At 41.8% G+C, this 16,328-nt stretch carries 10 protein-coding genes; 2 read left to right on the top strand and 8 right to left on the bottom strand.

Annotation, left to right across the window (positions count from 1 at the left end):
- Positions 1-373: 373 nt before the first annotated feature.
- On the bottom strand, positions 374-2,425 hold the full coding sequence (locus tag NBH15_RS16040) for a RagB/SusD family nutrient uptake outer membrane protein (RefSeq protein WP_250823048.1): 2,052 nt from the start codon (positions 2,423-2,425) through the stop codon (positions 374-376).
- Positions 2,426-2,439: 14 nt separating this feature from the next.
- A complete protein-coding gene (locus NBH15_RS16045) occupies positions 2,440-5,607 on the bottom strand; it encodes a SusC/RagA family TonB-linked outer membrane protein (RefSeq protein WP_250823049.1) in 3,168 nt (1,055 codons plus the stop codon).
- Positions 5,608-6,195: 588 nt separating this feature from the next.
- Here NBH15_RS16045 and NBH15_RS16050 point away from each other — a divergent pair.
- Positions 6,196-6,894 carry an SIR2 family NAD-dependent protein deacylase gene (locus NBH15_RS16050; RefSeq protein ID WP_250823050.1) on the top strand — a complete coding sequence of 233 codons (699 nt, stop codon included), beginning with the start codon at positions 6,196-6,198 and terminating at the stop codon, positions 6,892-6,894.
- A 60-nt stretch (positions 6,895-6,954) separates the two neighbouring features.
- Complete coding sequence (locus NBH15_RS16055) at positions 6,955-7,146, top strand: hypothetical protein (RefSeq protein WP_250823051.1); 192 nt, start codon at positions 6,955-6,957, stop codon at positions 7,144-7,146.
- Positions 7,147-7,235: 89 nt separating this feature from the next.
- Here the strand turns inward: NBH15_RS16055 and NBH15_RS16060 are convergent, their stop codons facing one another.
- The 6 genes from NBH15_RS16060 to NBH15_RS16085 all read right to left on the bottom strand — a co-directional run bounded on the left by NBH15_RS16060 (position 7,236) and on the right by NBH15_RS16085 (position 16,316).
- A complete protein-coding gene (locus NBH15_RS16060) occupies positions 7,236-8,237 on the bottom strand; it encodes a metallophosphoesterase family protein (RefSeq protein WP_250823052.1) in 1,002 nt (333 codons plus the stop codon).
- A gap of 26 nt (positions 8,238-8,263) precedes the next feature.
- Complete coding sequence (locus NBH15_RS16065; protein ID WP_250823066.1) at positions 8,264-9,166, bottom strand: endonuclease/exonuclease/phosphatase family protein; 903 nt, start codon at positions 9,164-9,166, stop codon at positions 8,264-8,266.
- A 112-nt stretch (positions 9,167-9,278) separates the two neighbouring features.
- Positions 9,279-11,075, bottom strand: a complete 1,797-nt coding sequence (locus tag NBH15_RS16070; protein ID WP_250823053.1) for a RagB/SusD family nutrient uptake outer membrane protein — start codon at positions 11,073-11,075, stop codon at positions 9,279-9,281.
- A gap of 12 nt (positions 11,076-11,087) precedes the next feature.
- Positions 11,088-14,252, bottom strand: coding sequence for a SusC/RagA family TonB-linked outer membrane protein (locus NBH15_RS16075; RefSeq protein ID WP_250823054.1), 3,165 nt, complete (start codon positions 14,250-14,252; stop codon positions 11,088-11,090).
- Positions 14,253-14,747: 495 nt separating this feature from the next.
- Complete coding sequence (locus tag NBH15_RS16080) at positions 14,748-15,713, bottom strand: FecR family protein (RefSeq protein ID WP_186958500.1); 966 nt, start codon at positions 15,711-15,713, stop codon at positions 14,748-14,750.
- Positions 15,714-15,761: 48 nt separating this feature from the next.
- Positions 15,762-16,316: an RNA polymerase sigma factor gene (locus tag NBH15_RS16085; RefSeq protein ID WP_250823055.1), complete on the bottom strand. Its 555-nt coding sequence runs from the start codon at positions 16,314-16,316 to the stop codon at positions 15,762-15,764.
- Positions 16,317-16,328: the final 12 nt, after the last annotated feature.

A 16,328-nucleotide genomic window follows, 5' to 3' on the forward strand; every position in this document is an offset into this window, starting at 1 on the left:
ACTTTTCAACTAAAGAATAATAAGATAAATGCTTACAACACACGACTTACTCTTTTGTTGGTATACAGAAAGTTTCCCTTTATTCATTTATTACATGGAAAATTTGAATTATATAGATGCTACAGGATGATATCCTTCATTATATTCATCTACAAACCATTAATCATCAACACAGTAACTCCAATATGAATAAATGAAGAAAAAAAACAGAAAAACTTTAGATAGTTAAGATACTCAACACGTCAAAAGTCATAGGCAAGTCGAAATAAATAGAGATTCATCAAAAAGGGGAAGAATATTCTCCCGAACTCTCTTCCCCTACCCTGTTAACCATCAATTCAGTTAACTGTATGTACTCTTTAAATATTCAGTATTATTCCAGTGCTTTACCAGGCGCCATCGGCCAATACGGATTCTGATACATTACCGTGGTGTTTATATCTTCCGGATTGGTGACGGCAAGCTGCATATCCTGCAAACCGATCGGACTGAGGTAAAATGCCTTTCGCCAGGTCAGCCCATCGTAAAGCTGGTTGTTGATACTGGTTCTGCGTAGCGGACGCAAATATTTACTATCTTCTTTCCGCGAAACATTTGCCTCAGTCGTGCCGTCGGCAACTACTGCCGAAACTTCCACACCGTCTACAGTTTTTGTATATTTCAGGTAAGCGGCATCCCAGAAGTTCACGCCTTCAATGATATAAGGCTTCGTAAGCAACTGATCCCAAGCACGCCACCGGATCAGGTCGTCCCAACGCATGCCTTCGCCATTAAATTCGCAACGACGTTCGCGACGGATATTATAAAGTGTCGGATCCACCAACTGATCGCCGGAATAAACAGCCAAGTCATTTTCATTGCCCAGATTGGTTGCACTGATGGTTTTTGAGAAATCTTCGTCAACACCGGCACGACGGCGGATAGCTTTCCAATACCCTTGCGCTTTGCCGTCGAGCGAACCGTTTTTCTCATAGCATGCTTCCATATAGTTCAGATAGGCTTCCGTAGCCCTGAAAATAACACAACCGTTACTTCCCAACAATTCGTCATTCCTGTTCTGGTCGTAATCGTATGTGTAAGCTTTGCGCGGACGGTATCCGGTGATATCCCGGTTTTGTTCGGCATCTGAAATGATACGGAAATTTTCCATATGCACTACGACACCGGTATCGGCTATTGTAGGGTCTTTCGTATCACTGCGCTGTACGTCTTCTTCTCCCCAGACAAACAGTTGCAGGCGTTCGTCGCGGTCTTTTTTCTCCTGCGATACGGTTACATCTCCATGATAACCCGAACCGGCGGCATAAATGGGCAGCCCGTTCTTCATCAGGAAAGTATTAACCAGTGCACGGGTCATTCCGGTGCGGTCGCCTACCTGCAAACGGATAGGTACACAATGGGAAATGCTCAACCCCTTATTATACTGCTTCCATAGCAACACCTCGTTAATCCCTGACGCATCCGGCGTACTGAACATTTCGAAATAAGGATTCCAGCCGTATACTTGTCCGTAAACGGGGTTCATCACATGGGAATTATCCGTCAGCGTGGCCTGATCGGCTACTGCTGACGCAGCATCCATAGCCTGAGTAAGGAAAAAGTCTATTTCGCCGGGTATATCGAACGATTTACCGCTGTTATAGTCCATCTTAGCTCCCGGCCAGTTCGCATCGCCCGGTACACGGCCCGTACCCTGGTGGTATTTTTCGAAAGTAGCTTCAAAGAGGGCTACTCTCGATTTCAGCAGCAGCGCCGTTTGTTTATTGATACGCTGGTTCATCTGAAATCCATGATCTTTAAGACGGGAGATCGCTTCATCGAGGTCTTTCAGGATAAAACGGGCCACTTCATTGCGGGGTGCTCGTTTGCTGTGTTCGACAAGCACGTCGCTCTGGTCGGGCAGCACTTCTTCCACGATCGGGAAATCACCGTATTTCACAAGGGCTACGTAATAACTCAATGCACGGAAAAAATAGGCCTCCCCGATATAATGGCTAAGCAGATCGCTCGCCCCCTGGATCGTTCCGGCCTCTTCTTTAGGAAGTATCTCTTCAAACAGATAATTCCATACACGGACACGGGATAACAAGCCTTGTGTGGTCTTACCGGCCGACACCTGCCAGTTTCCGGCAAAATAATTAAGGTTGCCTTCGTCCGTCAGCAGGTTATCGGTATTGGCATCATTACGTTGCACGCCGGAATTCCAGGCCGTTTGATGAAACATCTTGGTTCCGTTGGAATTTTCGAGCTGGGAATCGTAATAGTTAAGCACGTAATTACCCACCTGATCCACTGTTGTGAAATAAGATTCCGGGGTTATCTGGCTGATCGGAGCACGTTCCAGAAAGTCGTTACAGGATGTCATCGCCAATCCGCCCATACCGATCAATGCGCCGACATATATATGTTTTAATTTTAGTCTCATATTCATTCAATGAATTAAAAGTTTACATTTAAACCGATTGAAATAGTTTTCTGCAAAGGATAGAGTTTACCGTCTCCCCAGTCGCTGCCCAGCAATTCAGGATCGAATACGCCGCTGATATCAGATAAAGTCAGCAAATTGTCACCGGAAACATAAATACGTACCGATTCCATTCCTGCTTTTTGCGTCCATATTCTCGGTAATGTATATCCGACCTGCATATTCTTCAAACGTATATAAGCTGCGTTTTGCAAATAGCGGGTCTGGGTACGCTGGTTCTTGTCGGTATTGAAATAGGGTTTCGGATAGTAAGCTCCGGTGTTGGCTCCTAACGGGTCGCCTTCCGGACGCCAGTAATCCATATGTTCGCTGAAAGCGCAGGATTGCCATTCGCCGCCTTGTGCTCCCCAGAAATACGGGCCACCCAGCATATAATCTCTTTTCATGATACCTTGCAGGAAAATAGAGAAGTCGAGTCCGTTCCAGGCTCCGTCCAATGTCAGACCGAAGTTATAGCGTGGCGTGTTATTTCCGATGATCTTCATGTCCCCATGATCGTCGAGCGTATTGGCTCCGCTGTCTACACCGTCTTTACCATCGGTATTGGCATACATGATATCGCCCGGTCCCCAGCTTGTTCCCCAGTTAGGCGTACCGCCGTTGGCAAGATGTTTGTCCATCTCTTCCTGACTTTGTGCGATCCCGACCGTCTGGTATCCCCAGATATCCCCCAGGATCTGTCCTTTATAATACGTACTCAGGGCCATTGTTTCATTCGGATACCTGAGTATCTTACGCAAGTTGTCGGATACTACTAGACGAACGCCATAGTTGAATTTCTGGATACGGTCTCTCCATGACATTTCCAGTTCCCATCCATATGATTTCATATCGCAGTTGTTGATCTGCGGAGCATTGGCACCCAAAACGGAAGGCAACAGAGGAGCCGGCCCGATCATATCATATGTATAACGGTTATAATAATCGAACGAACCGGTCAGGCGATTGTCGAACAATCCCCAATCGAAACCGACATTCCATGATTCGATCGTTTCCCAGGTCATCAGACTGCTGACGATGCCCGGAAGGCCGGCCACATTCTGTTGGGTACCGTTTATCAGCCAACTGGAAGAAGCCGTGCCAGTCGGCATGTTCTGATAGAACGGATACCAGGCATCGGTACTGTCCGTATTGTTATTACCGAGCTGTCCCCAGGATGCTCTTACCTTCAATGTTCCGACTACACTGTTCAGGGGTTCGAAGAATGCTTCGCGAGCTATATTCCAACCAGCCGAGAAGGAAGGGAAAAGGCCCCAGCGCTGATCGCCGATAAAACGGGAAGAACCATCGTAACGCAGATTGGCTTCCAGCATGTAACGGTCGGCATAATTGTAGTTAATACGTCCGAAGAAACCGGCAATGGCCCGTTCACGTGTCCAGGAACTAGCTTTCTTATTATCCTGTGTCAGGCCGAGCGACGGGACATCCGCAGAGATCAGATCCGTACCGAAGCCATTCAATCCGCTCGGACGGTAAAGTTCGGCATTGAAACCGGCCATTACTTTAAAGTTATGATTGCCCAGCGATTTGGTATAATCCGAATAAATATTGGTAGAGAAGTAGTCTTCATCCTCACGTGAATCCGATACTTCCGAGTAACCGGCTGCACCACCGTTCCAGGAAAGAAGATACGGTTCATTTTTGGCATCGTACGCATAAATAGGCAATACCGCCCAGCTCTGTTTACGGTAGTAAGAACGCATACTGCCTTCAGCAACGATACGCCAGTCTTTAACAGGTTCGAAAATAGCCTGCAACTGCTGTGTGTACCAGTTCTTCTGGCTGGTTTGCTTTCCTCCGTCTTCCAGCTGGACAATTTCCATATCCCGCTGATAATGCCCGTTCGGATCGACAACCGGACAGGTCGGCCAGCGGCGTGCAATATTATGGAAGAACAAGCCCGTCAGATAGGTCGGGCGATGATAATCTTCGCGCGTCCATTTGCCGGTGTAGTTTACAGTGACCCAGTCGGCCAGTTTTGCCGAAATCTTTGCATTCATTGTATAACGGTTGAACTTGTCATCACCATGCTTTAGCAAACCGGTCTGGTCAAGGAAACTGCCACTGAGCATATAGGTCAACTTATCAGTACCACCACTCAGGCTAAGATTATGTTCCGTAGAAGGCACCCAGTCACGATAGAACTCGGAAAACCAATCCGTGTTGGCAAAAGCGCCTCCATAGTTATTCCATTTACCATCAGATCCGGCAACAGTACCATAGTATTCAGGTTTGGTAGGGTCGGTGAACTTACCGTCCATATAATCCTTGATGTTTTTCATGGCGTCGTCATTGAATATCGGATTTCCTCCCCCATTCGTATTTGCCCTATTCCAATATTGGGCAAATGAATAAGAATCGACCATCTCCGGCACTTGGACAGCATCGGAGAAACGTACGTTGCCCGAGTAATTCACCCGGGTCTTACCGGATTTACCGCTTTTGGTCGTAATAAGGATCACACCGAATGAGGCACGTGCTCCATAGATGGAAGACGAAGCTGCATCCTTCAAGACACTGATATTTTCAATATCATTCGGATTCACGGTATTCATATCCCCTTCGATACCATCAACCAGTACCAACGGACTTCCGCTCGATCCCTGACCGATCGTACCTCCGCCACGGATATTAATATTCAGTGATCCATCCAGCATACCTCCGCTACTGCCTACCGACATATTCAAACCGGGGATAACACCTTGAAGTGCCTGCGATACGTTCTGAACCGGGCGAGATTCAAGGACCTTGGAATCTACCGTACTGACAGATCCTGTCAGATTCACTTTTTTCTGTGAGCCATACCCCACAACTACCACTTCATCCAGCTGTTTCGAGTCTTCTTTCAGCTGAATCCGGAGAGAAGATTGTCCGGTGTAAGTAATTTCCTGAGAGAGATAACCGACATACGAAACGACCAATATGCTACCCTCTTTCACCCCGGGTAAAGAAAAGTTGCCGTCCATATCGGTTACCGTACCGTTCGTAGTTCCTTTCACAACTACCGTTGCTCCTACTACAGGACCCATATCATCCTCTACAACACCTTTTACTGTCGAAGATTGCTGAGAAACCTGTACCACAATTTCCGGCTCTGCTACCGGATTTCCGTTAGCACTCATTACCGGAGAAAAAGCCAGTAAAATGCTGGTGATAATGCCTGCTTGTTTTGGGATTTTCAGGAGCGTAGCATTATTTGCATTCGATAAACATAACAGTTTTTTTATGAATTTAAATAATTAATTGTTCATTTATCAACATTTTAGATCTAAAAATATCATCACATCAAACTTGATATTATCACATCCTAACCAGTAATAAATTTTTATCAATCAATTTTACAAGAACAAAAAGCAACAGAGTTCTGCTGGAACTAGGATTTTTAAGGCATATATAGGGATGCACGAGTGAATAAGTTCAATAATATCTCCCCATTAAGGTCGTACTTTGATAATACATTTTGGTATTTATTAAATAAATTGCAAAAACCCAGGTTAAAATTTGTTTGTATTGTATTTGTTTATATATTTGCAACGTTTTATTCATCCTAGTTCCAGCAGAACTATGTAATTTATACAAATAATAACACCTCGCTTTACTCCTGAAAAAACAACCGATGCCACAAAAACACCGGGGATATTTGTTTCTAATTCATAACAATATCTCTTATTATTTACCTATCTTTGCTAAACTTAAAACACAATAGCCTTATGAAAAAGAAATTAGTCGTACTGACCGGCGCCGGCATGAGCGCCGAAAGTGGCATTTCGACCTTTCGTGACTCCGACGGTCTTTGGGAAAAATACCGGGTGGAAGATGTAGCAACCCCCGAAGGCTTTGCTGCCAACCCAGAACTGGTCCTCAACTTCTACAACCAGCGACGCAGGGAATTGCTCAACACCAAGCCCAACGCAGGACATATCGGACTGGCTGAATTGGAAAAGGACTTTGACGTTCATATCATTACACAAAATATCGATAACCTGCATGAACAGGCAGGAAGCAGCGATGTGATCCATTTGCACGGCGAACTGATGAAATCTTGTTCCGTCCGCGACCTGAATACGACTTACGACCTGTCACCCGAGAATCCGGATATCCATATCGGAGACAAAGACCCGCACGGTGTACAGCTTCGTCCGTTCATTGTCTGGTTCGGTGAAGCGGTTCCAATGATCGACCCGGCCATGCGTATGGTAGAATCATGCGACATTTTCGTCATCATCGGCACCTCCCTCAACGTCTATCCGGCTGCCGGATTACTGAATTACGTACGCCGCGGCCAACCGATCTATCTGATAGACCCGAAAGACGTAAACACCTACCGGAATGATATTCACTTTATCAGAGCCGGAGCTTCGGAGGGTGTTAAACAACTTAGTAAAATACTAAAGGAGACAACCATATAACTAAAGTTTGCTACCTTTGTATGGTACAAATATTTATCGAAAGGAGTTAATATGACAACAATGGAAATAGAAGCAAGAAAAGCACTCTTAATACGCGAAATAAAGGAATTTGTACACAGGTTGAAGGGAGAAACAACTTATACAATGCCTTCTTCTTTATTAAAAGAATTCATGTCGAAAGCAGAAAAAGAAGATTCGGAAGGTTTATGTATCACATCCGATGAATTGGATAAAGAAATGCAATCATGGTAATCAAAAGAAGTATATCCGAATAGCATTGGTATGGGATACGCGAAGGAATCCCGATACCTTACGCTATTTACTTTAAACATCCTCAATAATCAGAACCGTAAATCAAAATCTTTTATCCAGGGTACCAGTGGGAAAGGATACATGGTATCCGGTATTCCTATATCCGTGGGAGTCGGAGGGATAAATGAACTTTCACGTCCTTTCATCTTCAGGCTTTTCGAATCAAGTGTTACGATTGCATAAAGAGAATCTTTGTATGGAACGGTATATTTCAGAGACGGCTTTCGTTTGTTTATCTCATCGCTGAAACGTTCCGGACAGGCATACTTCTCTCCTACCCATTGGTTAGAAGCACTGTTGATCTGGATATAGGTAATGCCGTTGATCTCTTTGGTATAATTCGTATGATCGTGTCCGCTGAATGCTGCTATCACTTTCTTAAAACCGCATCGCTCATTTTCCGCCTCCAGGATTCCCCGCACCAGTTCCCTGTTCTGTACCGTATTCTCAAAACATTCATGAGAGAAAAGGATACACCGTTTATCCGTCGACGCCAGGTCCTTTTTCAACCATTCGACCTGCTCCGGGTCCAGATGTTCACGTTGGCTCGTATCGACATAGAAATTTCCATTCTTATAAGGGATATACTTCCCGTCGACAAACAGATTGTTCGGATCAAGCACAATGAAATGGAAATCCCCTTTATCAAAAGAATAGTAACGGCTCTTCATCCCGACAAATTCCATATACTCTTCCTTGGAACAAATATCCATATCATGATTACCTAAAACATGATATTTATCTCCCGGAAACTTATCCCACAAATCCCGGAAAGGAACATTAGCCTCTTTTGCAAAACAGAAGTCACCCAGTTCAATAATAAAATCGACCTTATTTTTAGCCGCAGCCTCCAAAAAGACCTGTAACCGATGTTCCCCGTCATGCATTATATCCGGATGAATATCCGATATGACACCAAACTTCAACCGCCCGGAGCCTGATGCTTCCGTTTCAAGACCACCCCCTTTAGCTTTTGCCGCTGCCGCAACCAGGGAGAGCATACAACATTCAAGAAAATTACGACGTTTCATATTATTTATTTTTATTGTAAAACAGTCTATTTCAACGAGAAAGTAGTTATCACAAAACCATGATCGGATGCATAAAAAAACTTCTCACCATAGAAATCGAGATAACCAGGCAGATCCGCATTATATGATCCCGATTCGATCGCTTTCAGTTTATTGCCTTTATAATAGATAAAGTCGATACGATCTTGACGATTCTTATCATCTCCTGTCCAATACCATGTCGGACCTAGTTCCTTGACAGGGTCAGGATGCAATTCGCGAAAGCTGTCTTTAAAACCGGCCTCTTCCATAATCTTCGATACGGTCCAGTTTACAACAGCCCCTCCATGATTATACATATTTTTGGTAGCCTCAGTCCAATCCAAATGGGAATGATCATTAAAATCTCCCCCTATGATAACAGGAATACTGTCCACCTCTGCCAATATAGGTTGCAGAACCGACAGAATCCGCTTGATTTCCTCATCCCGTGTTCCTTCATCATCCCAAGCCAGTATCTCTGCTTCTGTCTTTTCAGTCGGAACCAACCGCATATCAGGAAGATAATGCAACCAGGTGTCGAAAACACGTACCCGCTTACCATTTACATCTAATTCTACTCCACTAAAATTAAATGTAGCTATCGAATCAGGGAAAGTATATGTTTTCAAAATCGGATAACGGCTATAGATAGAGAGATTACTCGACAGCAAACGATGATAATATCCCAAATGATCTGCAACCTGATCTGAACAACCATAAGTTTCAACCATCAAAATCACATCAGCCTCGCTCTTCTTCAATATTCCCATAGTACCCTCACAACTCTTGCCAGGATAGGCTTCTGAATGTCCGCCATGCCAGACATTCCATGACAGGACTTTTAATTCTTCTACTGCCTCAGATTGTTGAGACTGAGGCGTACAAGCACATAACATGGCTAAAACCATCAATACTCCCAATATATTTCTTTCCATCATCATATATTTTATAAGAAAGGGAGAACAAAACCTCCCTTTCCTGCTTAGAATTTGATTTGTTCACACAAAATAAATTAAGTCGCTACCAACCTGGATTCTGCTTCAATAAAGGATTCAAGGTTAACTCTATCGTCGGTATAGGAGATAAATAATCTCTATCCAGTTTAAACCGGAAACCATTATCCATCGTTGCAAAATTTTTATACGGGTCAATATGGCCAGTCTCATCCACTTTCAAATTCTCCCATGCAGTGACAAAAGCCGGAGAAACATCGGGATAATTACGCCATTGTTCTTTCACCGCCCCTTTAGGTCTGTAACCGACAATCACTTCATCAGCTGCAGCCCACCTAAAGATATCATCAACTCTAAAACCTTCACACGCCAGCTCCACTTTACGTTCACGACGTATCTCATTCAATAACGGACTGATACTTTTAAACTGCCAGTTAGGGTCAACCGGAATATTATTCATATCCAACAGGCCATTATTCATACCAACTCTCCGCCTTAATGCATTGATTGTTTTATCAATATCCAACTGATTGATCACCCCTAATTCCGCCTTTGCCTCTGCATTTATTAACAATGCTTCCGCATATCGAAAATAAATTACCGCAATAGTAGCCATTCCTGTGTTAGTCTCTTCATAACTGGTATTAAAGCCTTTATATAATTGATAGCCTGTCGGACATGTATTCTCAGCTGCACCTTCAAAAACAGGAGTTCTAAAAAAGCTGTTGCTTTCAACATACTGAATATGAGCCCCATCATCGACTACAATTGTCTGATTAAGACGAGGGTCTCTATTCGCTACAACGTCTTTTAATGTTGCATCTCCTTTATATTGATCTGATAAAGCAATCGGTTTCCCATCGAGACACAAATAAGAATCTATCATACTCTTGGTTAAGCCACGACCACCACCATTATATCCTGCCCAGTGAGTGTATAGATTATCTTCTTTGGAGAATTTACGCCACAACATAATTTCCATATTTGTACTATAATCTCTTTGGTTAAATAAATTAGTATATCCTTTATTTGTCCCATCCTCCAAAGCAGTCTTTCCGTTACTCTCAGCTAAAGCCATTAGCGCATCCGACACATCAGCTGCTTTCTTAATAAACTTCTCGCCATTACTACCTTCTACTCTGAATGGAGTAGCCTTTATTGAATGATATTTTTCCCAAGTTCCTTCATACAAAGCAATTCTGGCCTGTAATAACATGGCTACTTCTTTCGTAATCCGCCCAGTATAATTAGCACGTTCCGGCAAGTATTCTATAGCCTTGTCCAAATCCACCATAATGGAATCAACGATTTGATTCCGAGGCAACCGGGTTCCATACAGAACCTCTGATGTATTATCCAAAGTTCCGCTTATCCAAGGAAGATCACCAAAACTGCGCAATTTACCAAAATAAAATATAGACCTAAAGAAGAGCGTTTCACCTACATATTCTTTTATCTGGTCCCAGGATTCATCCACTTTCTCATAATTGCTCATGAAATAATTAATATCCCTCAATGCAGCCCAGTCAGATACAGCCCAACCTCCACCTGAGGCCGGTAACGTATTTTCACCATTCATGCCGGTATGATAGTTATACTTGATTTGCGTATCACTACCATTATCAGCATCATCACCATACGGACCAATTGTACCCCAATCAGTATAAGGTTTCAACAAATCTTTCCGACTATAAAAATTATTCACATACAATTTCAAATCGTTGACCGTTTTCCAATAACTTGCATCACTCATATTAACAATAGGAGCACGTTCTAGAAAGTCATCATTGCACGAACAAAGCAATCCCATCAAAACGACTAAACATAAGCTGAATTTATATTTTCTCATTGTTTTATTATTCATAAGGTTATACAATTAAAAAGTAACATTCAAACCGACCGACCAGGTTCTTTGCAAAGGATATAACTTACCGTTGGTAGCCGAAAACTCCGGATCAATCGTATTGAACATACTTGAAAATGTTGCCAGATTATCTCCACTCACATAAACTCTTAATCTCTCAAAATTGATCTTACTAATCAAAGATTTCGGGAACGTATATCCAATCTGCATATTTTTAATGCGCATGTACGCTGCATTCTGCAAATATCGGGTTTGTGTTTGCGTATTCTTATTATTTTGAGAAGTCAGATAGAATTTAGGGAAATACCCGTCAGGGTTATCTTCCGTCCAACGATCCGAGTGAACTGTGAATACAGAACTCTGCCATTGATCGCCGACAATACCCCAGAAATAATTTGAATCAATCCAAGCATCGCGTTTTGCTATCCCCTGCAAGAAAAGAGAGAAATCAAATCCTTTATAATCTGCACTTAGGTTTAGCCCATAAGAAAAACGCGGGGTTGTATTCCCTATCACTTTTTTATCACCAGGATTTGCAAGTGTATTATCACCCCAATCAATCTTATCATCGCCATTTTGATCTACATAGCGAATATCACCCGGACTCCATTGAGCATATATTTTATCCTGTGAAGGAGCCGATGCTATTTCCTCATCAGATTTAAAAACACCATATGTTTCATATCCCCAAATATCTCCGACTTTGCGTCCTTCATACCAAGTTGTATTCAAACCTGTAGGATTGGGGTATGAAGTAATCTCACTCATATAATCGCTTAATACAAAACTTACACCATAATTAACCTCCCCTATGCGATCTCTCCATGAAACAGACAAATCAAATCCCTTTGTATTCATAGCGGAATTATTCATTTGCGGTGAATCAATTCCTATAATAGACGGTAATATTTCAGCAGGTCCTACAAAGTCTTTAGAAGAGCGCTTATACCAGTCAAAAGTCGCATTCAAACGATTATTCAAAAATGTCATATCCACTCCGAAGTCAATGGTTGAAGTTGTTACCCAGGTCAAATTGGGATTAACCAACCCCGGATAACTTACATAAGCTTGCCGCCCATCTGCAAAGATCCACTGGCTTCCACTTGGAGCAGTCGTTGACATAGAAGGATGGAACGGATAATAGCTATCAATAAATCCCTGATCCCCTAAAGACCCATAGGATACCCTGAGCTTGAATGTATTTACATATTCTTCTACAGGCTTCCAGAAATCTTCCTTAGACATTACCCATGCGGCAGAAGCCCCAGGATAAAATTTATATCTGACATCTTTTAAAAAACGGGAAGTACCATCATACCGACCATTCAATTCCAATAAATATTTCTCTTTATAATTATAATTGATCCTGCCAAAACCACCTCGAATAGCCAACTGATTTGCCTTATCTTCAATAGATGGTGATTTTCCATAAGTCAGAGACAAGGAAGGCAAATTATCAGAATACAAATCCGTATTCTTTACAGAAGTTTTCAAATCATCATAAAGTTCCTGAGTATAGCCAACCATCGCTTTAAAATAATGATCGCCCAACTGTTTTTCGTAGGAAGAGAACAAATTGATAATATGATGTTGATTCTTACTATTTACTCTTTTATAAGAGTTAGGAGTTGTTCCTGAATAAATAGTTGAAGCACCACTTGGGTTTGTCACATACAACGTTTTAACATGCTCGGTTTCTTCTACAAACAATCCATCAAACGTATAATTTGCAGTTATGTTCCATCCGGTCATTGGAGTTATAACAAACTCGCCTGTCAACACGGCTTGATCTGACGTCGATTTGTCACGTCCACCATCTTGATGTAAAGGTATTTCACTTGGATAAGAATATGCACCATCCGGATTCTTTAATGGTGCTGTCGGCCATTTTCTAGCAATCTGATGCATATAATCTTTCGAGCCGTTATAAGTATCAGGTGAATCCGTTGTCCACCTGGCATAGGATGATCTCATATTGAAACTAAGCCATTTTACCAGATCCACAGACAAATTAGTACGAACATTATAGCGTTTATAAGAATCATCTCCATAATTATACATACCATCTTTTTGGTTATAACCAAGTCCTACATAGTAATTTGTCTTATCCGTACCTCCGGAAACACCCACATTATGTTGCTGGCTAAAAGACATATTCTTGAAATAAATATCAAACCAATCATTATTTCCATTACCTGTCCATGTCTGCCATTCATCAATACCTGGAGTCGGATCGGGAATCGTTTCATCTTTTAATACTCCGGATTGATAATCTTTTATACGTTGGATATTTTCTTCTGAAAAAACAGGAGCAATATTTCCATTCCTGGCAGCTTCATTATAAATATTTGCAAAATCCAGCGAATTCATCATTTTAGGTAAATTGATAGGCTGTGCAAAACCGAAGTTATTATTATACGTAATTTTAGCTTTGCTACCCTTTTTCCCTTTTTTCGTATTAATGATAATTACACCATACGGAGCACTCGAACCATAAATAGCTGTAGAAGCTGCATCCTTCAATACCGAGATACTTTCCACATCCTGCATATTTATTGAATTGATATCACCGCCTTGTACTCCGTCAATTACAATCAAAGGAGATTGTGACTTTGATACCATTTTCCCATTTTCATCCAAACCAAAACCGGTATACCCGCGGATATTAATTGTTTGATCCGCTCCCGGTGCTCCACCTGAAGTAGATGAAATATTCAAATTTGCTACAGTACCCTGTAAAGCTTGTGTTATATTGGTTACAGGACGGTTTTCAAGAACTTCTCCTTTCAGTTGAGCCACTGCACCTGTTAAGTTTACTTTTTTCTGCGTACCATAACCAACAACAACTACCTCTTCCAGTTTTTGCATATCTTCAGTTAAGATAACATCCAGCCGGCTTTTTCCTTTTACTGAAAGTTCTTGGGTACTGTAACCTAGATAAGAAAAAACCAATATAGCGTGGTCATCCGGAACTTCAACCGAGTAATTGCCATCTATATCCGTTACTGTCCCAATTGATGTTCCCTTGAGGACAATAGAGACTCCCAACAAAAGCTCTCCACTATTGTCTTTCACACTCCCGGATACCACCTTTTTTTCTTCTTTTTCTATTGTAGGAGTATCAAATATGGTAATATGCCTGTCATTAATGGAAAAAGACAGGTTTGTATTCTTCAACGCCTGAGTAAGGATATCTTTTATATTCCCGTTCACTATATTTACTTTTGTTTTAATATGGCTGACATCGCTATCACGATAATTGAACAAATACTCACTCCGACTCTCTATTTCGTTAAACAAATCTTCCAACGCGACTTCTTTAGTTTGGATAGAGAGAGTCGTGGTTTGACTGTAAGAGTCAATAGCCTGCAACTGAAAAATACATATAAACAAGATGATCAATGTGATTTTCATAAGAAGCAATAATCTTTTAACCTCTTTTGTAAAAGAGATTTCGTTGATCCATATAATTTTCATATTTTTGTAAATGAATTAAGTTAACTAATTGTCAATCCCTGCTATTTCCAGTAGCTTGAATTGACCGGTTAATTTCTCGAAACTGAACCGGCTGCTCCCTCCAAGAATGGCCGGTTTTGTTTTTTCCAAATAGTATATATGCTTATCTCTTCTGTGTTTTCATGGCTCCTTTCTTTTTATTTGTTAATACTCATGTTAATTGATCACATAGCTCTCGCCCTGTTTCTTCCATCTGAACACAAGGTTCTTCTTCATCAGGTCGAGTATCTGATCGACTGTCAGGCTTTCATCGAAAGAACCTGTTACTTTCTGATCGCCCAATGCTTCATTCGACAGGATGATCTCCACTTCATACCGCTCTTTCAGCATATCCAGGAACTCCCGGAAAGGGACCGACCTGTATTTTATCAAATGGCTCTTCCAGGCCGTAACCAGGTCCGTAGAGACATTCGTCATGTCTATTTTATTATTGGACTTATTGAAGACCAGCTGTTGGTCAGGTTTCAAGACAATCTGCTGATCCGGTGTTTCAAAACGGATCGAACCTTCAACCAGAGTCGCCGTTGTTATGTCTTCTTTCTTATAGTTCTTTACATTAAAAACAGTTCCCAATACGGATATTTTTGAACCATTCAGGTCCACCACAAAGGCTTTCTCTTTATCTTTCGTCACTGTAAAGAAACCTTCCCCATCCAAAGAGACTTCGCGGACCTGTTCTCCGTACGAACTGGAATAAGACAACTTACTGTTTTTATTCAATGATATTTCTGTTCCATCCGGCAGTTCAAATGAAGAGATGGAATTTCCCGTGATATAAGAATAATATTGCAGAGGAGCGGTAGCCTGATGCCCACCCATCCAATAACCGGCAATGCCGATAATGACAGCAACTGCGGCAGCACCGGCATATTTTATCCATAATTGTCGAACCACTCTCTTTCGCTCTGTTTTCCGGATTCTTTCCAACAGCATATTATAGGCAGCTTCCGGATTACGGAGTTTCACGCCCGCAACCTCCGCATCCCAGTATTTCTTAATTTTCAGAAAAGAATCTTTATGGGCATCAGACGAAGAAAGCCACTCTGAAAAGACAAGAATGTCTTCACAGGATGCTTCGCCTGAAAGGTTCCTTAAGATGATTTGTTCTATTTCGTGATCCATACAATTTCCAGTACTTTTTATCTAAGTACCGAAAATTGAATTTTACCCTTAATCTATATTGAAAATTTTCGCGATTTTTTTCATCGCATAGGTAAGTTGCGCCTCCAGCGTTTTGACCGATATCCCCAAATGCTCCGCTGCATCTTTGTATTTCATGCCGTCTTCACGTACCAATTTAAAAGCCAGTTTTGACTTGGTCGGTAGCTGTTCGATCGCTTCATTTAAGGCATCAATCAATTCACGGGAGATATAATCGTCTTCGGGCGTCGTTTCGGTAAAGGCAAAAAGTTCAATTGGCACTTCATCCAGGTCAACAGTCAAAGTTTTGTTATCCCGCAAATACTTCAGAACCCGAAATTTGGCTATCCGGTAAATATAGGCGTCGAAATTAGTAATTTCCACTAATTGCTTTCTATTCTCCCAAAGAGCGAAGAAAACATCAGATACCAATTCTTCTGCTATTTGGCTGGATTTTACATACATAACAAGATACCTCATTATCCGGTCGGAATAAGAGAAGTATAAAGATTTGAACGCAGGCTCAGAGCTCTTCGTTGCCAGATCTTCAAGAATAGCTTGAATATTAGTATCTCCCTTTTTCAACTTAATTAAGTT

This window comes from Parabacteroides caeci (assembly GCF_023656795.1).
GTDB lineage: Bacteria > Bacteroidota > Bacteroidia > Bacteroidales > Tannerellaceae > Parabacteroides > Parabacteroides segnis.